Annotated in this window: 26 protein-coding genes; 19 read left to right on the top strand and 7 right to left on the bottom strand. The window is 36.1% G+C overall.

Annotated elements, in window-relative coordinates; all coding sequences use genetic code 11:
* Positions 1 to 194: 194 nt before the first annotated feature.
* The 3 genes from nadE to AC06G9_RS12705 all read left to right on the top strand — a co-directional run bounded on the left by nadE (position 195) and on the right by AC06G9_RS12705 (position 2337).
* On the top strand, positions 195 to 647 hold the full coding sequence (gene nadE / locus AC06G9_RS12715; RefSeq protein WP_480956396.1) for an NAD(+) synthase: 453 nt from the start codon (positions 195 to 197) through the stop codon (positions 645 to 647).
* Positions 648 to 659: 12 nt separating this feature from the next.
* Positions 660 to 1469: a cysteine hydrolase family protein gene (locus tag AC06G9_RS12710; RefSeq protein WP_480956395.1), complete on the top strand. Its 810-nt coding sequence runs from the start codon at positions 660 to 662 to the stop codon at positions 1467 to 1469.
* Between the two features lie 163 nt (positions 1470 to 1632).
* Complete coding sequence (locus tag AC06G9_RS12705) at positions 1633 to 2337, top strand: NUDIX hydrolase (RefSeq protein WP_480956394.1); 705 nt, start codon at positions 1633 to 1635, stop codon at positions 2335 to 2337.
* 198 nt (positions 2338 to 2535) lie between these two features.
* On the opposite strand, the gene AC06G9_RS12700 is transcribed toward AC06G9_RS12705, so the two are convergent.
* Positions 2536 to 2724 (bottom strand): DUF4262 domain-containing protein, encoded by a 189-nt coding sequence (locus tag AC06G9_RS12700; protein ID WP_480956393.1) that lies wholly within the window; start codon positions 2722 to 2724, stop codon positions 2536 to 2538.
* 357 nt (positions 2725 to 3081) lie between these two features.
* Between AC06G9_RS12700 and AC06G9_RS12695 the strand changes: the two genes are divergently transcribed.
* The 7 genes from AC06G9_RS12695 to AC06G9_RS12665 are packed head-to-tail and all read left to right on the top strand — an operon-like array spanning position 3082 to position 8439.
* Positions 3082 to 4215: an NAD(P)/FAD-dependent oxidoreductase gene (locus tag AC06G9_RS12695; RefSeq protein WP_480956392.1), complete on the top strand. Its 1134-nt coding sequence runs from the start codon at positions 3082 to 3084 to the stop codon at positions 4213 to 4215.
* A complete protein-coding gene (locus AC06G9_RS12690) occupies positions 4206 to 4919 on the top strand; it encodes a methyltransferase domain-containing protein (RefSeq protein ID WP_480956391.1) in 714 nt (237 codons plus the stop codon). The genes AC06G9_RS12695 and AC06G9_RS12690 overlap by 10 nt, the downstream gene beginning before the upstream one ends.
* Complete coding sequence (locus AC06G9_RS12685; protein ID WP_434439718.1) at positions 4916 to 5968, top strand: type III polyketide synthase; 1053 nt, start codon at positions 4916 to 4918, stop codon at positions 5966 to 5968. Before AC06G9_RS12690 ends, AC06G9_RS12685 begins: the two co-directional genes overlap by 4 nt.
* A gap of 6 nt (positions 5969 to 5974) precedes the next feature.
* Complete coding sequence (locus tag AC06G9_RS12680; protein ID WP_480956390.1) at positions 5975 to 6409, top strand: 3-hydroxyacyl-ACP dehydratase FabZ family protein; 435 nt, start codon at positions 5975 to 5977, stop codon at positions 6407 to 6409.
* Positions 6406 to 7677, top strand: coding sequence for a beta-ketoacyl-[acyl-carrier-protein] synthase family protein (locus AC06G9_RS12675; RefSeq protein ID WP_480956389.1), 1272 nt, complete (start codon positions 6406 to 6408; stop codon positions 7675 to 7677). Before AC06G9_RS12680 ends, AC06G9_RS12675 begins: the two co-directional genes overlap by 4 nt.
* Before the next feature lie 4 nt (positions 7678 to 7681).
* A complete protein-coding gene (locus AC06G9_RS12670; protein ID WP_153197881.1) occupies positions 7682 to 7936 on the top strand; it encodes an acyl carrier protein in 255 nt (84 codons plus the stop codon).
* Positions 7933 to 8439: a 4'-phosphopantetheinyl transferase family protein gene (locus tag AC06G9_RS12665; protein WP_293929128.1), complete on the top strand. Its 507-nt coding sequence runs from the start codon at positions 7933 to 7935 to the stop codon at positions 8437 to 8439. The genes AC06G9_RS12670 and AC06G9_RS12665 overlap by 4 nt, the downstream gene beginning before the upstream one ends.
* Positions 8440 to 8678: 239 nt before the next feature.
* On the opposite strand, the gene AC06G9_RS12660 is transcribed toward AC06G9_RS12665, so the two are convergent.
* Complete coding sequence (locus tag AC06G9_RS12660) at positions 8679 to 9566, bottom strand: LysR family transcriptional regulator (RefSeq protein ID WP_480956388.1); 888 nt, start codon at positions 9564 to 9566, stop codon at positions 8679 to 8681.
* 176 nt (positions 9567 to 9742) lie between these two features.
* Here AC06G9_RS12660 and AC06G9_RS12655 point away from each other — a divergent pair, with 176 nt between their 5' ends.
* The 8 genes from AC06G9_RS12655 (at position 9743) to AC06G9_RS12620 (ending at position 15878) form a co-directional block, all read left to right on the top strand.
* Entirely contained in the window at positions 9743 to 10900 is a 1158-nt protein-coding gene (locus AC06G9_RS12655; RefSeq protein WP_480956387.1) for an MFS transporter, read from the top strand.
* Positions 10893 to 11408, top strand: coding sequence for a GNAT family N-acetyltransferase (locus AC06G9_RS12650; protein ID WP_480956386.1), 516 nt, complete (start codon positions 10893 to 10895; stop codon positions 11406 to 11408). The genes AC06G9_RS12655 and AC06G9_RS12650 overlap by 8 nt, the downstream gene beginning before the upstream one ends.
* Positions 11409 to 12559: 1151 nt before the next feature.
* Positions 12560 to 13396 (top strand): alpha/beta fold hydrolase, encoded by an 837-nt coding sequence (locus tag AC06G9_RS12645; RefSeq protein WP_480956385.1) that lies wholly within the window; start codon positions 12560 to 12562, stop codon positions 13394 to 13396.
* A 1-nt stretch (position 13397) separates the two neighbouring features.
* A complete protein-coding gene (locus AC06G9_RS12640; RefSeq protein WP_346575691.1) occupies positions 13398 to 13892 on the top strand; it encodes an RNA polymerase sigma factor in 495 nt (164 codons plus the stop codon).
* Positions 13879 to 14448, top strand: coding sequence for a hypothetical protein (locus AC06G9_RS12635; protein WP_346569773.1), 570 nt, complete (start codon positions 13879 to 13881; stop codon positions 14446 to 14448). The genes AC06G9_RS12640 and AC06G9_RS12635 overlap by 14 nt, the downstream gene beginning before the upstream one ends.
* Positions 14449 to 15016: 568 nt before the next feature.
* Entirely contained in the window at positions 15017 to 15406 is a 390-nt protein-coding gene (locus AC06G9_RS12630; protein WP_346569771.1) for a nuclear transport factor 2 family protein, read from the top strand.
* A gap of 16 nt (positions 15407 to 15422) precedes the next feature.
* Entirely contained in the window at positions 15423 to 15665 is a 243-nt protein-coding gene (locus AC06G9_RS12625) for a hypothetical protein (protein WP_346575695.1), read from the top strand.
* Positions 15666 to 15878: a hypothetical protein gene (locus AC06G9_RS12620; protein WP_480956384.1), complete on the top strand. Its 213-nt coding sequence runs from the start codon at positions 15666 to 15668 to the stop codon at positions 15876 to 15878.
* A 155-nt stretch (positions 15879 to 16033) separates the two neighbouring features.
* Here AC06G9_RS12620 and AC06G9_RS12615 read toward each other — a convergent pair whose 3' ends face one another.
* The 4 genes from AC06G9_RS12615 to AC06G9_RS12600 all read right to left on the bottom strand — a co-directional run bounded on the left by AC06G9_RS12615 (position 16034) and on the right by AC06G9_RS12600 (position 19337).
* Positions 16034 to 16669, bottom strand: coding sequence for an MgtC/SapB family protein (locus AC06G9_RS12615; protein WP_045755904.1), 636 nt, complete (start codon positions 16667 to 16669; stop codon positions 16034 to 16036).
* A 1021-nt stretch (positions 16670 to 17690) separates the two neighbouring features.
* On the bottom strand, positions 17691 to 18113 hold the full coding sequence (locus AC06G9_RS12610) for a GNAT family N-acetyltransferase (RefSeq protein WP_346569765.1): 423 nt from the start codon (positions 18111 to 18113) through the stop codon (positions 17691 to 17693).
* Between the two features lie 300 nt (positions 18114 to 18413).
* Positions 18414 to 18944, bottom strand: coding sequence for a hypothetical protein (locus tag AC06G9_RS12605; protein WP_480956383.1), 531 nt, complete (start codon positions 18942 to 18944; stop codon positions 18414 to 18416).
* Positions 18945 to 19115: 171 nt separating this feature from the next.
* Complete coding sequence (locus tag AC06G9_RS12600; RefSeq protein ID WP_480956382.1) at positions 19116 to 19337, bottom strand: hypothetical protein; 222 nt, start codon at positions 19335 to 19337, stop codon at positions 19116 to 19118.
* Between the two features lie 237 nt (positions 19338 to 19574).
* On the opposite strand from AC06G9_RS12600, the gene AC06G9_RS12595 reads away from it, so the two are divergent.
* Positions 19575 to 19745: a hypothetical protein gene (locus AC06G9_RS12595; protein ID WP_480956381.1), complete on the top strand. Its 171-nt coding sequence runs from the start codon at positions 19575 to 19577 to the stop codon at positions 19743 to 19745.
* Between the two features lie 4 nt (positions 19746 to 19749).
* Here AC06G9_RS12595 and AC06G9_RS12590 read toward each other — a convergent pair whose 3' ends face one another.
* Positions 19750 to 21702 carry a PAS domain-containing sensor histidine kinase gene (locus AC06G9_RS12590; protein WP_480956380.1) on the bottom strand — a complete coding sequence of 651 codons (1953 nt, stop codon included), beginning with the start codon at positions 21700 to 21702 and terminating at the stop codon, positions 19750 to 19752.
* Positions 21703 to 21872 lie beyond the last annotated feature (170 nt).

Here is a 21872-nt window from a genome sequence, read left to right as displayed (position 1 = left end):
TCTACTCATATGTTTAGTGTAAGCTAAATCGTGAGATATGGCTTTTTTGTTTAATACTTATTTACTAATTTCAGATTAATATGTTGCTTATCAATGATGTATGTTAGTGATTTTTTTTATTGAGTAAAAAATACTCAGAAAAATTGTGTAAATAAAAAATAATGCCCATATTTGTTGAGTAAAATATTACTAATGTGACTTTCTTGGCACAAGTTGGAACTGTCAATCAAGCCCTGAGCCAAGCCAATATACGTCCACGTGTCCGAATGACCTACCTCTATCAGTTAGCACAGCTGGGTAGTCGATTTGTGATCGGTACAGGTAATATGGCCGAGCGTACAGTAGGTTATTTTACCAAATGGGGCGACGGTGCAGCAGACCTTAATCCATTGGGCATGCTCACTAAACAAGAAGTATATACTTTAGCCGCATATCTCGGGGTACCCGATTCTATTATTGACAAGAAACCATCAGCAGGGCTTTGGGAAGGGCAGACCGACGAGGATGAGCTAGGTATGACATACGCCCAAATAGATGCATTTATATTAACAGGGACATCCAGAGATGAAAGTATCGATAGATTAATTAATCAACGTATAGCCCTATCCGCTCATAAGTTTGCCGCAGTTCCAATTTTTAATGATTAATATTTTAGTATTATGAATACCAACTATCAACACATTATCGATGTCAACCATATCGCTTCTTACGAAAGTATAGAAGACATAAATAATATGCTAACCCTTGGCCAATCTGAAAATATCAAACCCGCATCGCAGGATCAGAAACGCAATCTGCTATTGGCTATCGACGTGCAGAACGATTTTATGGAAGGTATTGGGAGTCTTGCTGTTCAGGGTTCCAGAGCAGATGTACAGCGCCTCACACAATGGATGTATCGTAATATAGGATCATTGACTCAGGTTATCTGTAGTCTGGACTGCCACTCCATGATGCAGATTTTTCATCCTGTCTGGTGGGTAGATCATGAGGGTAATCATCCCGAACCATTTACCATCATTACTTACGATGATGTTATTCAGGGTGTCTGGTCTGCAGCCCATGGGGGCAACGAACGCTCTTTAGAATATCTGAAGAATTTGGAAAATGATCACAAGAAAAAGCTTTGTATATGGCCATATCATTGTTTAGAAGGAACAGCAGGAGCAAAGCTCGAGAGTCAGTTTACCAAAATGCTTTACTTTCATGCGGCAGCCCGTAGCACATCACCACAATTGATTTATAAGGGACAAAACCCCTACACCGAGATGTATGGTATCATCAAAGCCGAATACGATCCTGATCACTATATCAACTATGAAGTGCTCAATGCCGTGAGTCAGTTTGATGCCATCTATATGGCAGGTCAGGCTTCCAGTCATTGCGTATTGGCTTCTGTTACCCAGATTTTAGAGCACTTTGCTGACCATAGGGAGATCACCTCTTGGCTTCTGTTACCCAGATTTTAGAGCACTTTGCTGACCATAGGGAGATCACCTCACGCATTACTTTACTGGAAGACTGTATGTCACCTATAGCTGGATATGAAGAGAGTATAAGGCAACAGTTTGAAGTACTTCAGGAGCGATATGGTATCCACATTCGTAAATCAACTGACATCATTTTATAGTTATGAGCAGCACGAAACCAACATTTAGTTATGAATATCCAAGACCAGCAGTCACCGTAGACTGTGTCATCTTCGGATTTGATAAAGGAGAACTCAAAGTGTTGCTCACCAAGCGTGGCATCGAGCCATTTTTAGGTAAATGGGCATTTCCCGGAGGATTTATTTTAGAAATGGAGACCGCCGATGAATGTGCCCGTCGCAAACTGGCAGAAGAAGCAGGATTAGAAGATATCTATTTGGAGCAGCTCTATACTTTTTCAGCTTTAGATCGGGATCCCCGTTTTCGGGTTATCAGCATTGCATATTACGCCTTGGTCAAGTCTACAGATTATCTTATTGAGGCAGGACTTGATATTGAAGAAGTAAAATGGTTCAGTTTGGATGAAGCTATGCCGTTAGCATTTGATCACGATCAGATTCTATCCGTTGCCATTGAGCGTTTGAAAGGAAAGATACGTTACCAGCCCATAGGTTTTGAATTATTGCCGGAGCAATTCACATTGCCCGATCTCCATAAGCTGTACGAGACCATTTTGCAAAGAGCTGTCGATCGGGGTAATTTTCGAAAGAAGATTTTAAGTATGAACCTGCTGATTGATCATAGTGAAAAGCAACCAGATCGACATGCTCGAGCAGCTAAGATTTATAGCTTTGATCGTAACAAATACGAAGCTCTCAAAGAATCAGAATTCTATTTTGAGCTTTAATACTTGTATAGCTTTTTACAAATTATGGAGAACTATTTCATGTTGTTTATTTTGAACATATAATTGAAGTATTAGGGAGACATTGAAATAAATTCCTTGTGACTGCCAATCACCATTATGGTCATGAACCACATGTCAGATAGGTTCAGTGTCTTCAATCCATAGTCTCGTTGTAAACGTTGTTAAATGCTTAGGCTCTTAAAATTTAAAGTCAGCATTCCTGTCAAGCAAAGCCTGTATGGATCGATATTTTTCTTCAAAATTATCCTCCCAGGGAAATTTTGCATATTGGTCTGTCCAGACCAATAGAAGCGTATCAAATTTTTTATCCTGATAATAATTTATATCAGCACCAGAATATTCGGCTGTATTTATTTTATCTAACACTGTAGACGTAGCCTTACCTATCCCTAAAGATATTATATATCTACGGCTGTAAACGATTTTTTAGTTCAAACAAAATCATCTCCAAATTGTTGATAAGATGCAGATTGTTGTCATGTGCATTGTTATTTAAAAAAAAACGCTCTTATTGACGAAGATTCGTAATCCTTAAAATAGATCGTTTTCGTTGATAGAAATAAAGTCATGATAAATCATAACCATCAAATTAATTGGAATAAAACCCGCTGATAAAATAACGGAAAATCAGCAATATGTTTTTGTGACTGAATCTCAAAGTACTTTTTACATACAAGCTTAATTGACAACTTTAAATTTATGATATTCCTATTATATTGATATATGAATAAAAATCCTGATGTAATTATTATTGGTGGTGGCCTAGCAGGCTTGACAGCTGCATTACATTTGTCAAAAAAAGGATTAAAAGTTACATTAATTGAAAAGTATACCTACCCCCGACATAAAGTTTGTGGTGAATATCTTTCCAGCGAAGTATTACCTTACTTAGATTGGCTGGGTTTAGACATTTTACAATTACATCCAACAATTATTAACAAACTTAAATTTAGTCATCAAAATGGTAAAATTGCAAATGCACACTTACCATTAGGAGGACTTGGTGTCAGTCGCTATTCGCTGGATAATTTCCTATATCTAAAAGCAATAGCAATGGGATGCACGGTAATCAAAGCAACAGTAACAGCTGTGACTTTTAAAGTAGATAGATTTACAGTTGTAACCGAAAATCAAATCTTAATAACAGAAATCGTATTGGGTGCATATGGGAAACGCTCAAACATGGATCAAGTACTGGAGCGCAATTTTATAAGTAAGACAGCTCCGTGGCTAGCGGTAAAGGGGCATTATACTGGAGATTTTCCAAATGATGTAGTAGCACTACATAACTTTAAGGGTGGGTATTGTGGTATTACAAAAGTTGAAAACAATACCATAAATATGTGCTATCTAGCAGATTTAAAATCATTCAAAAAATACAGAAACATAGCAGAATTTGAACAAAATGTGCTTTATAAAAATAGACATATCAAATCTTTTTTTGAAAAAAGCACAGTACTTTTTGATAAACCAATTACCATAAGCCAGATCTCATTTGATAGAAAGCCGATCATTGAAAACCATATATTGATGATAGGTGATGCTGCAGGTCTTATTCATCCGCTTTGTGGCAATGGCATGGCCATGGCTTTGCACAGCGCCAAAATTTCGTCAGAACTGATACTAGATTATTACACAGGTAAAATCCCTACACGAAAACTATTAGAAAAGGAATTCACACGACAATGGAAACAAAATTTCGGAAAGAGATTGTTAATCGGCAACCTTTTAGCTAAAGCACTACAGCATCAAACCATCACAACACTATTGATCCGTATCGCAACGATATTCCCCTCTGTTCTCCCCAAGATAATTAAGCAAACTCACGGTAAACCAATAACAATCAAATGGGCATAAATACCAATGACAGAACAGAACAGACCGAATTAATGGATGATTTTTCACTTCAGGGCGAAGAATTGCGCGAAGCATTGGATAAAATCGCACGGATCAATCAGTTCCTCGGTGGGAATAATATTACACTTGACGGTGTAAATCAATTATTAACACACGTGGACAGGTCCAAACCGATCATCATTGCAGATATAGGCTGCGGTAACGGTGATATGTTGCGGATGCTAGCCAAATATGGTAATAAGTACCATATTAATTTTAAAATGATCGGAATAGATGCGAATGAATATACGATAAATTACGCTCGGAAATTATCAAAAGATTACGATAATATCGACTATATATGCCTGGATATTTTTGACGAGGAGTTCAATACTCTAAAATACGATATTGCGCTTTGCACCTTAACTATTCATCATTTTACTAATGAAAAAATAATAGATTTAATCACTATCTTTAATCGTAATGCCTCTGTAGGAATAGTTGTTAACGATTTACAGCGCAGTAAACTGGCTTATAGACTTTACCAAATGGTCTGTTTTATTTTCAGATTAAACAAGATGCTGCAAGAAGATGGATGTATATCTATACTAAGAGGATTTAAAAAAGATGAACTGCAGAGTTTTGCAAAAACACTAAATTTAAAAAATTATACCATCCAATGGAAATGGGCTTTCCGCTACCAATGGATAATACCTAAAATATGAACGTAAAGATAGTAACTGTTGCAAAACAACTACCGAAATATTCAAGCGATACAGCTGAAATACTTCCAATGCTAGATACTTGGCTTTATGGACAAGAAACACGTTTTATAAAAAAAGTAAAAAAAATATTTGAAGGTGCAGCAGTAAATACACGGTATTCAATTATGGATCCTGTTGAAGTATTTACAGCAACTTCTTTCGAAGAAAAAAATGATATTTACAGTCGAGAAGTCATTATCTTGGGTGAACAAGTCCTTGACAAAGCACTTAACAAAGCTGGATGGGATCCAAGCACCTTGGACTATATTATAACGGTAAGTTGCACGGGTATTATCATCCCATCGTTAGATGCATATCTTATAAATAAACTGAAACTCAAGCAGGATATCGTCAGGTTGCCAGTTACAGAAATGGGCTGTGTGGCGGGAGTATCAGGTTTGTTGTATGCCAAAAACTTCCTCAAAGGCAATCCTAAGAAACGTGCTGCAGTAATAGCTATCGAAGCTCCTACAGCCACATTTCAACTTGATGATTTTTCAATGTCTAATATCGTGAGTGCTGCTATTTTTGGTGATGGGGCGGCTTGCTGTCTACTCTCTTCTTACGAAGAAGATTTAGGCCCCTCCATACTTGATGAACAGATGTATCACTTCTTTAATACAGAGCACATCATGGGATTTAAACTTACCAATAGTGGTTTACAAATGATTCTTGGCAGTGAAGTCCCAGATACTATAGCACAACATTTTGGTGCTATTATACATCCATTTCTTAAGAAAAATAATCTAGAAATGAAAGATATAGACCATATGATATTTCATCCAGGAGGAAAAAAAATCGTAATGACGGTCGAAAAATTATTCTCAGAATGGGGGAAAAATATTGACAACACAAAAGAAATACTATTGCAATATGGCAATATGTCAAGTGCAACTGTTCTTTATGTCCTAGAGCGCACTATGGATAATAATCCCCTTCCCGGAGACTTGGGATTGATGTTAAGTTTTGGTCCGGGATTTACGGCACAAGGGCTTCTATTAAAATGGTAATATAGAATGAACGTAACAGATATTATAGCACAATTACCCTATAGTAAACCATTTTTATTTGTAGACGAGTTGCTTCATGTTGATGAAAATGGAAGTATTGGCACCTATACTTTCGATGAAAATCTGGATTTCTATAAAGGGCACTTTAAAGAAAAGCCTGTTACTCCTGGAGTAATTTTAACAGAAACCATGGCGCAGATCGGTCTGGTATGTCTCGGCATTTATCTTCTTAACCATGAACTTAAAAACACTCAAATCGCATTTACTTCTGCCGATATGCAGTTTCTAAAACCTGTATATCCTAGAGAAAAAGTTACTGTAATTTCTCAAAAAGTATATTTTAGATTCGGCAAACTGAAGTGCAACATTATGATGAAAAATGAAGCTGAACAAGAAGTTTGCAGAGGTACACTTGCAGGAATATTAATCCCTGAACTATGAATAGAGTTGTCATAACAGGATTAGGGATTGTTGCTCCAAATGGAGTTGGCATACCGGCCTTTACCCATGCTATTAAAAATGGTCTTTCTGGAATACGTCACGATGATGAATTACGACAACTGCAGTTTTCCTGTCAGATAGTAGGAAAACCCCAGATTACGGATGAAATAAAGTCAGAATATTTTACCGATCTTGAACTTCGCGGCTTTAACAGTAGCGGCATACTATATGGTGTCATTGCGGGATTAGAAGCTTGGAAAGATGCAGGACTTCCAGTAGAAAATAATCATGACCCTGATTGGGACAGCGGAACTATATTTGGATCAGGAACATCGGGTATTGATAAATTCCGCGAAAGTATCTATAAAATAGATAATTTACAGATACGTAAGCTCGGCAGCAGTGTTGTAGCACAAACCATGAATAGTGGTATTAGTGCATATCTAGGAGGAAAATTAGGACTTGGAAACCAGGTAACCACCAATTCTTCAGCATGTGCAACTGGAACCGAAGCGATCATAATGGCTTACGACCGTATCAGATCAGGAAAAGCAAAACGCATGTTGGCAGGTAGCACTTCAGATAGTGGCCCTTACATCTGGGCAGGGTTTGATGCATTAAGAGTATGCAGTTCTAGATATAATGAACATCCTGAAGAAGGCTCGCGTCCTATGAGTGCAACAGCATCAGGATTTGTACCTGCATCTGGTGCAGGTGCATTAATTGTTGAGGACTTGGAAAGCGCACTAAAACGGGGCGCAAATATCTATGCAGAAATTATCGGCGGAAATGTAAACTCTGGCGGACAGCGTGGAAATGGCAGTATGACTGCCCCCAACAGTACTGCGGTTCAACGATGCATTATCGATGCTCTCAAGAACGCTGAGATATCGGCAAGTGATATTGATGCTATAAATGGTCATCTCACAGCAACAGCTAAAGATAGCCTTGAAATAGAAAACTGGACAAAAGCATTGGAACGCGACCAAGATAATTTTCCCTATATTAATTCGCTAAAAAGTTTGACAGGTCACTGTCTTAGTGCCGCAGGAAGCATTGAAAGTGTGGCAACAGTCCTGCAACTGCATCATGGGTTTTTATTTGGAAATGCGAATTGCGATGACTTACATCCCGAAATAGCTACACGGATTGATAAATCAAAAATACCATCAAAAACCCTCAACATCAATTTAAATATAATGGCTAAGGCTAGCTTTGGCTTTGGTGATGTAAACGCCTGTATAATATTTAAAAAATTTAAAATTTAAGCTTATGAGTAAAGAACAACTAATAGAAAAGGTAAAGGAAATTATAAAACCTTATACCACCAATAATGAAGCATATGAAAATCTTACAGAGGACACCGATTTCATCAATGATCTTAATATCAACTCTGCAAATCTGGTAGATATTGTACTTGATATTGAACAAATTTTTGATGTGGTCATCGATAATACCGATATGGAACGTATGCTAGATGTTAGGACAGCAGTTGAAATTATCGAAACTAAACTGGCTAAAAAATGATTGGTAATGATGTAATAGATTTGCAGCAATCCCGTCAAGAAAGTAACTGGCAAAGAAAAGGGTTTCTGGAAAAATTATTTACACAAGAAGAACAGTGCTTAATAGCCAATAGTTCCGATCCAGAAATTATAGTATGGTTAATGTGGAGCATGAAAGAAGCAGCTTACAAAATCCTAAATAGACAGACAAAAAAACGAGAATTCATCCCTCAAAAACTATTATGTAAAATGTTGACATGTAGCGATAAAGGTGCAACTGGTCAAGTGTTTTATATGGGGAATATCTACCATACAAGAACGATATTAGCCGATGATTTTATACATACCATTGCTGTTAATTTCTTAGAAGATCTTGATCTAGTAGTTGAAATAGAGAAAAAAGATATTCTAAAAGATATATACCGAATACCTTGGGTAGGTATTTCAAGTTTAAATCAATATAAAGAGGCATCAGTTAGCAATCATGGTCGTTTTGAAAAAACAGTGACCATTGAAACAAAATAATTTGAGTATCGTTTTAAATGTCTCGTTAGGTGAAATATTTTCTTCATGTAAGGTCTGTCTGCCAAAAATAGCCATTCCTATTGCTCCAAAAATGGTAAGGAAAATTTAAAAGTCTTTTGTAGTTATAGACAGATATGGATATATGGGCTATATCTACTGAAAAACATGAAAAATACCAGATTTTTTATAGGCCAAACCAGCTAGTGTTTAAGCAGGTTTTCCTTGGGATTGTGTATACCTCATGATAGTTTTAAAGTTTTAGCAGATATCGTTAACATTTTTTTAAATTCTTTGACAGATTCCGTTTCATAAGTACCTTTTAATGAAATGATCTTTGCATATCTCATCAAACCATCATCCCGAATAGCAACAGAAGCCAAAGTAGTCCCCAAAACACTTGTTTTGATGAAGATACTGTACCAATTTCCTGAGTTGACGAGTCTAATGGCTGTGGGTATATCATTGACTTCAATCGTAAATTTTGGACTTAAACCTTTTGCTGAAAAAGCCCTGTGAACGGTATGAGTCATATCATACCCCATTGTTGCAATAACTAAAGGAAGTTTACAAATCTCTTCCAAGGAAATACTCGTTTTATAGGATACTTCTGTACCTGCTAAAGCTGCTAGTACCATTGGACAGCTGAATAAATTTTTATAAATAAAATAGGGCACTATTTCGGTTTCATGAAGAGCCAAGACAAAATCTACCTGAGCTTTTTGAAGCTTCTCATACAGACTGTGGGAGGGCTCATAGATCACTTTAATTTTTATTTGAGGAAATAGCTCTGCAAACTTTATTAAAGTTTCTACAAAGAAATCCTTAAGACCATAAGCAACGCCTATGGTTACGGTACCAACTCTTATCTTTTTCAAATCCTGGAGCATTAACTTTCCATCTTCGGCTTTTCTGACACTCTGTTCGGCATATTCAGTAAATAATCTACCAGGTTCTGTTAGCGTTATCTGCTTCCCAATACGGTTAAAAAGAGAAACATCCAGTTCCGTCTCCAGTTGTTTGATCTGCTGTGATAATGTACTCTGGCTGATATTTAAGCGCTTTGCTGCTTCAGTAAAACTCAGTAATTCTTGTGCTTTGAGAAAATATTTAAGTTGTCTAAGTTCCATTTTATTTCTATGATTTACTCTTGCAAAGGTATAAAAAGTATCATTAATCCATCGAAAAAATCGATCGATGCTATCGAATAAAAACGTTTTGCCGATTTGAAAAAAGAGCGGAGATTTGTCATATGAAATCAGCATCTCAGTCTATCGAAAGTGGAAAGTTAAACTTTTTTAAAGTTATGAATTTAGGCATCGCGCAAATCGTACTTTGGGGTGGATCTTATTTTTTACTGTCTGTCTTAGCAAAGGACATTATAGCCGAAATGAGCTGGTCTTATCAGCAAGTTTATGGTTGCCTCTCACTTGCCCTTTTGGTTTCAGGTTTGCTATTACCTTCAGTGGGTAGGACTATACAGCATACTGATCGTCATGCTGTATTACGTTTTTCGGGGTTAGTGATGGCGGTAGGTTTGATCATCATCGGCAGTTCAAGTAATTTTCTGATGTTTGCATCAGGTTGGGTGATTATCGGTATAGCAATGGCAATGGGGCTATATGATGCATTGTTTGCTGCAATTGGTAAAAGATACAGCCTTAACGCAGCAAAGTCAATCGTTTGGATCACTCTGATATCCAGTTTAGCACCTTCCGTTTCTTGGTTATTTACCAGCTATATTTTGGATAGTTTTGGATGGAGATATACCTGCTATACATATGCCATATTGTTGATTATTACTATATTCCCGATTCATATGCATGTTTTCAAAAATAAAGAAGGAAACAAAAGCACATCAAAAGATGGGACCTTGCAATCCGCAGTCGAGCCCTTCCGTTCAAAATTGTATTATTTATTATCAGCAAATTTTACTCTTGGCTCGGTCATAACCACCAGCGTTATCATACACTTAATCCAAATATTACTACATGGCAAGACCGAGATGTCAATGATTTTAATCGCAATATCTTTTTTAGGACCAAGCCAAGCCATGGCACGAGTTATTGAGTTGATCATTGGAAAAAGGAGCGCTATTGAAATGTCCTTTATTTCTACCATAATCATTTTTTTGGGTATGATATTGATTTTTGTGTCCCCCACACTTGCAATACCTGGAGTAGTTGTTTTTGGAATAGGAAATGGGATGCGTTCAGTTTTGAGAGGAACATTGCCATTGTCTATTTATGGTAGTGACAATTATGCCTTGATTCTTGGAAGACTTGCAATGTTGCCCTTACTAGCACAAGCAACAGCTCCTTTTCTTGGAGGATATCTTATTCAGCAATTTGGTATGGTAATTTTCTTATGTGTAATCAGTTTTATGGCAATCGTCAATATTTTTTTAATTGCATTAATCAAACAAGCAATAGAACAGTACAAATTAATTTCTATCCATGAATAATATGAAATATATTTTTAGACAAGCTACAGAAGAAGATGCTTTTCAAATTTGGAAAATTTTAGAAAAAGCGATCAAGAGACGAAAAGACGATGGGAGTACACAATGGCAAGATGGCTATCCTAATCAATCCATTGTTGAAAATGATATTAAGAACAGTTTTGGTTACGTGCTGGTTGATGAAGATATCATCATTGGTTATTGTGCTATTTTGATAAATGATGAACCAGAGTATTCGAACATAAAGGGATCTTGGTTGACTAATGGTGATTTTGTGGTTTACCACAGAGTTGCAATATCTGAAAAGTATCTTGGTCAAGGATTGGCTCAGAGCATTTTACAGTATATCGAAGATTTTGCGCTTAAACACAATATTTATAGTGTAAAGGTTGATACTAATTTTGATAATAGGGGTATGCTTTGGGTATTGCAAAAAATGTGCTATCACTATTGTGGTGAAGTAACATTCAGAGGAAGTCCAAGAAAAGCCTTTGAGAAAATCTTAAGATAAGGTAGGCGTAATAGATCAAGCATAGCTTGCAGATCAACTGTCCATTATAGTAAAGTGTACTACTTGTAATATTTAGTTGGTTTTCACGTTATAACCAGCAATAATTTTAAGTGGGTTTTCCTTGATTGCCAAAACCTGTATTTCCTCATCATAGATGTAGTCGGACAACTATTTTTCAAGGTCGCTTTATGTATCGTAATTAAATATTTAGTTTTATTTTCGCACTGGTATTCAAATTTAACAATATATAGTATTGAACATGATCGGGGTTTAAAAAAGCCATTGAGACAGGTTTGAAATTTAAAAATATGGGTTTACCACTAGAATAAATTGCTGATTGTACCGGGTTATCATTGATGAGATTAAAAAGCTGAAATAAATCAAATAGATTGTACCATAAACATATAAAGCCATTCTGCATAGAATGGTATACCAGCGCAATCTGCGATTTTGAAGTTTCTAATTTTTATGGCTACTCATATTCCACCATGGTTATTCTCTTATTCGTTTTTGCAGCTTCATTTCCCCACTCAGCAATAGAATGGAGTAAGGGAATAAAAGTTCTGCCAAAATCACGTTTTGAATTGAACGAAGTAGTGCAATCCATCTAAAAAATTAAACAAATACCCCTGAGTTTGGTTCTTACAATGCTATTAGCACCTTTTGCATCTGTTCACTTTTAGGTTGATCATAGGTCAAAGGTGCTTCTATAAAACCTTTTTGGTTTGAATTGCTCATCTCATGTAAGGCAAGGTCGTGCAGGAATTTGAATGTCTCTCACTGAGAGTAATCCGCTATGCCAAAATGTCCCTAAAACCAGATCAACATAGTATATGGCAGTAAATCTCGTAGAATTCTATTGATGCTCTGTGCTTTATATTAAACCAAGCCCAAAAAGTTGGATAGATATGGCGTGTATGGTAGATGTTGTTGAACACGGAAACCTAATAATCTAGGTTGCTCACTCGGATAGAAATGGCGTGTATGGTAGATGTTTTTGAGGTGTATTTTGTATCTATTTTAGTGTATTTATTATTCCGTTTAAGCGAAACATAGAGACATCGTAATGTATTTTAAAAAAAAATCGTGTTTTGAGGTAACAATTCATGTAGTAGTGCATCAAAAGATAAACTTTAAAAAAATTAAACATTATGAGAACAAAATTTATTTTAATTATGGTCTTTATGCTGCTTACTTCAAAATCGGTATTTTCCCAAACTGCTTTTAAAGTACATATAAGAGGAAAAGGCGCACCTATTTTATTATTTCCTGGTTTTGGTTGCGCAGGAGAAGTGTGGAATGAAACTGTAGCAGAACTTTCAAAAAATTATGAATGTCATATTTTTACTTTTGCAGGATTTGGCGATATCCCTCCAATTGAATTCCCATGGCTTTTTACTATAAAAGACCAAGTCATTACTTATGTCAAAACCAAAAATTTAAAAAAAGCAACACTAATTGGTCATAGTTTGGGAGGAACTTTAAGCTTGTGGTTAGCATCAGAAGAAACTAATTTGTTCAAAAAAATAATTATCGTCGATGCTTTGCCTGCAAGTGCAGTTTTAATGATCCCCAATTACCAAGGAGAAATTATTCCCTATGACAATCCGCAAAGTAAAATGATGCTCGCTATGGATCAAAATGCGTTCAGTGCAATGAATGCTCAGTCCACTGCTTACATTTGTTTAAACAAAGAGAAACAAAAAGTAATCAATGAATGGATGAATATGGCAGATAGAAAGACCTATGTATACGGTTACATCGATATGTTAAATGTAGATTTACGTAAAGAAATTTCCAAAATTAAAATCCCGGTAGTAATTTTAGCTGCAACACATCCAGATATTAATGCCGTACTAAAAACGTATAAATCGCAGTACGAAAATCTGCCCTCTGCTAAAATTTATTATGCAAAAGACGCTGCTCATTTTGTGATGTTTGATCAACCTGAGTGGTTTATGGAAAAATTAAAATTAGAAATACAATAAGGTGGCTACAGAAGAAGAATTTGACGATATATACGTCACGCATTATAATAAAGTGTTTCGATTGTGCAGAGGTTATTTTTGTGGTGATACTGCATTAGCGTCTGATGCCACTCAGGAAATTTTCCTTAAAGTATGGGAGAATCTCGACTCATTTCGAAATGAATCAAGCGTAAGTACATGGATTTATAGGATTACTGTAAACACCTGTCTTTTATATTTAAGAAAATCATCTTCCAGAAAAGAAATTAGAACCGATATTATGCCTCAGATTGTTTTGGAAACTTATTCGAATGAAAAGGAAGAAAGGCTTCAAAAAATGTATCAATGCATAGAGAAGCTCCAAGAGGTAAACAGATTGATTATTTTGATGACTTTAGATAGCATGACATATCCGGAAATATCAAAAGTAATTGGAATTACCGAAGAAACGCTTCGCGTTAGAATCCATCGCATTAAAAAAAGTTTAATTCAATGTGTACAAAATGAAAAAATTTGAAGAATTACAGCATATTTGGAATCTGCAAACAGAATCTGATTTAAGACCAGCTGCTCATGATATTATTAAAAAAGCAGAGGCACATACTAAAAAAATTAAACGCAATCATTTGTGGACTCAAGTAATTTTAGGTGTAACATCAATTATATTAGTCTTTTATTATATTTGGGTAGGGGCTTACAAGCAGACATTATTTAGTTTTGGATTGGGCATCATGATTACAATGCTTCTATTTCGAGTTGTGTTAGAATGGATAAGTCAGAAAAAATTAGCGAACTTAAGGACTGATGTTGCCTTAATTGAATACAGTAAACAGGCGTATCAATTTTATCAATGGAGAACAAAAATCCATTATATCTTCACACCTATCATTTATATGACCTATACTGTGGGCTTTGCTTTTCTTTTACCTGTATTTAAAGAGAGTTTCTCTAGTGGTTTTTATCTTTATATTGTATCAAGTGGATTTTCATTTTTACTCATCTTTGGAATACTTATGGTCCGAATAATTAAAAAAGAAGTACAGCTTTTACATTTGTTAAAAAGTATATCGTAAAATAAAGTGTTCTGATTTAATAATATATTGTTCAAAATCAATTTATTAAGCTCATTGAGAGTCGGTTTGTAAGATAAATCAAAAGGGCCTAATTTTCATTAGACCCTTTATCTTGGCGTTTAACAGCACAGTAATTTTTTATGTTTCTTATCGTTTCCTCTTTTTTGTTTCGTCATCCAAATGGTTTTGACGCATTTGAATTTATTTACTGTACTACGTCATTTATCGTTATACACTTTCTTGATGAAAGTAAGCTTGTTGTCGTTTTGTTTATGAAGAACATCTGTGGGTTAAAATAGTTCAAAAAAATTTAAAATAATTTCACCTACCCATTTCCACCATTCACCGAGTTTTTAGTTGGATTAGTCTAATTGCCATAGGTTAGCGACGATTTGCACCCTACTTTTGAATCAACAACTAAAAATAAAACTGCAAAGCAGGCATCAGGGTTTGAGTTGGTGGATGTGGGGCTGATGCAACTTAATAACAATATAACATAAAGACAATATGAAGACTTTAACAAAAAACATTCGCAGCAGCAGCCTTGATCGCATTATCAACATTCACTATGGCAGCAGCAAAACCAGCAGGAGACAACTCTAAGAAAGCAACTGTCAATCTATCCACAGCAGATCTAGCCATTGATCATTACGTAGCCGTTATGACCGAAGGACAGTCAGCAGGAGTAGAGCAACTTTTTACATCCGACTTCAACCAAAAAGTACAGGTATCAGAAGTTAAAACTAACAGCCGCTCAGCCGTTATCTCATTCTTGAAAAAACAAAAAGGAGAGCAGCTGAATTGCAAAACAAGTACTACAATCGTACAGGAGTCTGCTGATTATATGCTAGCCAAAGTAACCATGCAGTTTGACGGATTTACCAAGATAGATCTGGTGACACTGGTCAATGATGGCGGTAACTGGAAAGTTTCACAATCGATCAACTCGTACAAGTAATTTACCGTTTAATCATATGTTTAGTAAAGGCCATGTCGTGAGATGTGGCTTTATTTATGATAAATTGATTAACTTTTTTAAAAGTGAAGCTGAAGGCAAATTGGACAAAGTATTGTATATGCTCAAGGATATGTCTACGTTAAAGATCTTGCCAAGGATTTTCAGTTCGGCAGTATTTCAACGGTTCTTTCAGTTGGCCCGCTACGCAAAAGTGACAAAGGAGGAACGAACTATTTATGCTATTCGTTCTAAAATGTAAATGTCATGCCGAAGCAGTGCAGAGGTATCAAGAAGGATTAGAAAAACAATTGGAAGAGGCCAAGCAAGCAGCAATAGAGTAGAGGCTAAAGCCAAAGTCCAGCGCCAAAAAGCCATTGAGACAGCTTTTAATCTGAAAGAGATGTGTTTTTCTATTGCTCAGATTGTCAAAACTACAAGCCTGACCATCGGCGAGATCGACAAGCTGAAATAACTGATCATAGATCATATACAACAAAGTTTATATATTCAAATCACTCAATTTCATTACATTGGCATGGTAAATTTAAACGTTTTTTAATCAGATTTAATACCTTACCGGCCGCGAATAATCAAAGATTTGGTTGCTAAACATAATTGTGGCAAACATTAAGAGAAGCTTAAGATTTCTGGTCGGGTAGCAAGTGTTTCGCTCATTTCCAATAAGTATCTTTTTTTACCTGATACCTTGAAGTTTACTATTAAATGATCGTTTTCTTTTACAATTTCCATTCGTTCTAAAGTAAGTCCTTTTGTATTTAATATATTTTCCAATTTTGGGACCTGCTCAAAGTCAGGATCACGAAAGGTTACACTCAGGAGCTGTTCTTTTTGTAGTTGTGCAATCATTCGCTCCACTCTGGTAACCATTAATAATACCCCAAGAGTAATTAAAGTTAGGCATAGTGCAAGCGCGTGATAACCTATTCCTGCTGTCATTCCGATTGCTGCAGAAGTCCAGATTACAGCAGCAGTCGTCAAGCCACGAATAGAAATTTTGTCTTTAAAAATTACACCCGCTCCAATAAATCCAATACCTGTAATAATATTTGCCGAAATTCGGTCATCAGTACCTGCACCATGCTGGGAAACTATGGTAAAAATGGTAGAACCCAGTGAAATTAAAATTATTGTTCGAAAGCCGGCAGACTTATTTTTGTATTCCCGTTCAAAGCCAATGGCTCCTCCACATATGATAGAAATAACCATTGCTACCATGTCATTAATTTCTACTGTAAAATCCATTAGTATATCCTCTTATATTTATTGCTTCTTTTAAGTGTTTTTGTTGTTTTTGTTAAGGTAGGAAAAAGGATTAGCTATTTAGCAATCAAGCCCGTAATTGTTCAAAGACCCTTTGGTCAATATAAGTACAAGCACTAAAACTGCGAGCCATTTCATTTTTGCATAATGCTGAAATTATTTGAAATATATAGTTCACGAATATAGCTAAATCAGTTGAAAATTATAAAGTAAGGTAGGTTTTTAAAAGGCAGCTGATAATATTCTTTTAATGGACTTTGGTTTCAGAATCATCGTATAAAATGTCTTTCGGTATAATTTCGTTTTTGCACATATTTTACATCAGACGCTGCACAAAATTTGATATTCCTCAGTGCCATTGTTTCGTAGTCAAGCTAATACCATCTTGATCTCGTATCCTATGGGCGTTTATGAGTCAATTTAAGGAAGAGTCTGCTACAATCTTGATTGAGCATATTATTGATGCGCCAGAGGGAGTGTTAGCAGGAAAATTCTTAAAGGTTTTCTGATTGATCTATTATTTTAAACGACTAAAGATAAATTTAAAGCCAATACAGAATGAGTATATGCTCAATCATCCTGATGAAGCTGCAAAAACTCCTATGAGCATAGCGCAGCTCACTTTAGGCAGATTGCCGGTATAGCAGAGTCAGCATTTAGTATTTCCAATTATTTAGTATCAACGAACGGAAGCAGATCGTTAGATAACGTTTTGCACGTTGGCCAGATGTTATAGCAGGAGAGATGGAGCTATTGAAGAGGAGTTTGGTGATATTTTTATCAGATATAATAGGGTACCAGCATGGTTAGATAAAAAAATAGAAATCCCTTCGGACGTGCGATCACTTATAAATTTAGCACGTGAAAACAATTGTTGGATTTACGAGCAAAAAACAAGAATATTTTAAACGCCTGATGAATTTTTAGAGAAGTGGCCAATCTTGTATCATGAGGGGTGAAGAGGAATTAATGTATTTGAAAGCTCTTCACCTAGTATATTAAATTACAATTGCATATGCAGTATGGGATATTCTTTACCGCTTCCGTCCAATTCGGATTTATTTATTGTTTTAAAACCAATATACTTGTAAAAACCAACCGCCTGAATATTTTGTTCATTTACATCCACTTTAGTTACTTCTAGATTTGCTATGGCATATTCAACTAATTTTTTACCTATTCCAGTACCCCGATAATCATTATGAACAAATAACATTTCAAGATTTCCTTCAGAAACTCCCATGAATCCGACCAAAACTTTCTCCTGCTCAAACCCAATCAGCTTAACATGCTTAAAATATGTAGGAATTTGTTCTTTGTAATATAGTAAGTCTTCTTCTTTTAGAAAACCATGAGTATTTATTACGGCACTTTCCCAAATTTCCATTAAACGTGGATAATCAGCGGCTTTAATTTCTATAAACATGTATCATAAATTTGTTGTTCCAAATGTCCGGACTTCTTTTCTAATATACTGAATCCAAGTTAAAAAATACGCTTTTTACCTCAGAGCTTGAGTTGACGACTACCCATACCATCGAGGGCAGAGAATTGCAGCGTTATTTTGATTCCATTTTGGAAATAGATTTTAGTGGATCTGTTACTTACAGTAGAATTTAAGCCTGATTAATTATTATGGTAAGGTAACACGTCGTATTGATATGTTATACAAACACTAAAAATGTAATACAGAAAACAGAAGAGCATACATTGAAAAAAATATCCGCTATTTTAAGTAAAAATAATAACGGTCAGACTTTGGATATTCAGACCAGTAAAAACTGTTTTTGAAAGGATGCTGTATTAAGATGAAATTTATTAATTTCTTTGCTTCATCTAGCTTTCCACGATGTATTATTGGATTTTCAAAGCTATTCAATGTAGCGTTGAGAACAAATGAAATAATAAGTTCTCCCTGTGGGATTTGTTGTACACCTGATTGATAGCGCACAAACTGATTTTCATACAGTTGATCCCACACAAATACCTCTGCAGCTTGCGCTGATTCTATTCTTTTAAGACTATCTGATAAGGGGTGAGGATTGATTAATGAGATCTCATATATACTTTTAATGGGTTTGCCATAATATAAAGCTATTCTCCAGCGGGTCAGTTTTGTGCTGTCCAAGTACGACAGAATTTTGTCGGAACCCGTAAAAGACTGGTTCCCTTTTTCATCCACATATACTTCTAGTTGATGTTGATACCTTGAATAATTTTGAAAGTCGAAATTATTTCGTTTTAGTTCAGCTACCATATTTTTAACAAATAATCCAATGCCACCGTAGGGGCTAGGCATGTAATTCGAATAATTTGTAAAACCCACTGAAACTTTCTTTCCTATTGAACTGTAAACTTCTGTTGAATATAGATCCCAGTATATATGTAAGAAGTACGAATTTTTGGACTGAAGTAGAGAGTCTTTTTTTTAAACAGTCGTTATCTTATTTAATAACAAGTCATCTGTTGGAATACTAGGGGTCAAAATGCTAATTTCCCCATTACTCACTTTACTAAAATGGATTGAAAATTGTTTTCCTCTCACCAATTCATCCTTTAGAACCTTACTCAGTTCATCAGTAAGTGGTTTTGACGACTGCCCGTTTGCAGAAAAGCTAAATACAATTAAAAATAGCAGTAATAATTTCATATGTAATTGATGCTAGGATAGGAGATATTCCATAATTTGTGGGACTTACAAATATCTTTTCACTTATTTTAACAGAAATACTATGCTACTCCCATTTAAAATTAACACTTCTAATGCGAAGATTCGGTATCTTATGATTTCCTTATCGAGGGGAGAGAAGTCCAGCGTTCTTTAGTAATAGCCGAATTTGTAGCCACATCCTGATTGATAGAATTTGTACCGCTGCTATTCAAAGCGATGAATGAAATAGGAGAGGATCAAGAATTCAAAGATCGCCAAGCCACTCTATTCCCTTATTTTGATTTCCTGGACAATGATCAAGCTACAGCTATACGCTATCAATTGCTGACGGATGATTTAACTGGTGCGCAGTTTAAGCTAATTTGCAAAGCTACCAGCAGTTCATAAGGCGTTATAGGTTGAATGGTAAGGTAAAGGAAAATATACTTCCTTCATCTTTTACACTCTGAACCTGAATGGTTCCATCATGCAGTTCGATGATTTCTCTACAAAGGTAAAGCCCAATTCCGAAACCTGATATCACGCCGCCACTCGTTTCCTTAACCCGATAATAGCGCTCGAATATCCGTTGCTGATCTTCCTCAGCAATCCCTTTTCCAATATCTTGAACATTTACTTTTAAACTGTTACCGTTGGTAGAATAATTTACTTTGATCGTCGATCTGAGAGGCGAATATTTGACTGCATTTCCAACAAGGTTATGGAGTACCTGCGCTATTTTTTCACGATCTGCATGTATCATTATTTTTCCAGATGCTTTAAACAGAAAATGATGAGTTTTGATCGTCGACAGCACTTCATCTTCAATTTCGGCAAACAGTGATTGAAAATCAAAAACAGTTTTCATCAGATGCAGCTGACCAGAATCAAGCCTGGATACGTTGAGGAACCCATTAATCATAGTATTCATATATTGTACCTGTTTGACAGATTTCCCCAGCATATTTTGTGACATAGGATCTTTTGTGAGTAAGTCCATCCGTTGCAATATCTGCAGATAGGCCTTAAGAGAAGTCAGCGGTGTTTTAAGTTCATGACTCACCATTCCAATGAAATCATCTTTTCGCTGTTCCTCTTTTTTTTGTTCGGTAATATCCCTCAAGGTACCATTTAAGCTGAGTGGATTACCCTCTCTATCATAGAAAACTCTTCCGTTGGCCTGCAGCAGTCTAATTTTTTTATCAATATTATTTTGAATCCGATATTCTATGAAATAATGACCATCAGAATCTTTACGTAACACGTGCTCGATGGCCAGCGACACCCGATCCCGATCTTCTGGCAATATAACGGCGATGGCAAGAGAGAGATCCATTTTTTCGTCCGATGAAAGTCCGAACCATTTCTTTAGAAGATTATTTCCGGAAAAGAGATTTGTTTCAGTTTGGTAGTAGAAGGTCGCGAGCTCGCCAGCATCTACTGCTAGACTCAGCATCTGTTGATCATTTTCATTCTTCTTACGCAGCATTATCTGCTGGGTAATTTCTTCAAGAATGATCAAAACACCTGAAATACTGCCGTCATTAGAAAATATGGGCTGATCGATGGAATTGACGATTGCCTCTCTCAATCCGTCTTTATCAAGCAGTTTTACTGTAAATTCTGTGTTTATCTTAGGCTCACCACTTTGGTATACCTGTTTAAGCCAATTGTTAACAGGCTGTCCACGCATTTCCGGACGAGCACTTTCGTGCGGATACCCAATGACTTCTGACTCCTCTCGTCCCCATATCTTGAGAATCGCAGGATTGGCGATTTCAATATGATGTTCGGGCCCTTTCAACATGGCGATTCCAACAGGTGCCTGCTCTATAATGGTACGAATGTATTCCCTGCTGTCGGCCAGTTGCTTTATATATCTGTTGAGCTCTTCGTTGGTCGATGTCAATTCTTCGAGAGTCGCAGCCATTTCCTCGTTGAGTGCCTGCTCTCTTTCTTCTTTATGTTTGATCTGCTCTAAAAACTCACGGCGAGAGGTCACCTCCAGTGCCGTATTTAGTATACACCAAGTTCTATTGTTTTCATCAAGAAGAGCTTTATATTCGTAATCGAAATAATCAAGTGTCTCCTTTCCGTTTTTTATTAACTTTGCAGGAGCCTCAGCCACGGAGTACGTTATCCCAGTCCGCCACACCTCTTGCAACAGCTCTAGAAAAGGCTGTCCTTCCAATTCAGGAATTGCCTCGATCAAAGGTTTGCCTATCACAGAAGCATCTTTGCCCCAAACAGCAAGCATTCCTTCATTAGCAAAACGGATGATCATATTCTCACCGCTATAAATGGCTGTAGGCGAAGGCGAAGAAGCCAGTGCCTGAATAATTAAATCAGCGCTAAAGGGAATCATATTTGGACTTTGTTGGGAATTCATTACAAACAAAAATATGAAAGATAATTTATTTATGTATCATGGTCGTAAAATATGACTTTAGTGTAACGACCTATGCCTTATCATTAAATCGCATGAGGAATTATGTGTCGTAGCCTTTTTCTTGCAGTTTGAATTTTGTTTGCTTC

Source organism: Sphingobacterium sp. MAE, assembly GCF_056711605.1.
The sequence above is the reverse complement of the archived record's forward strand: the minus strand, read 5'-3'. Positions and strand labels throughout refer to the sequence as shown.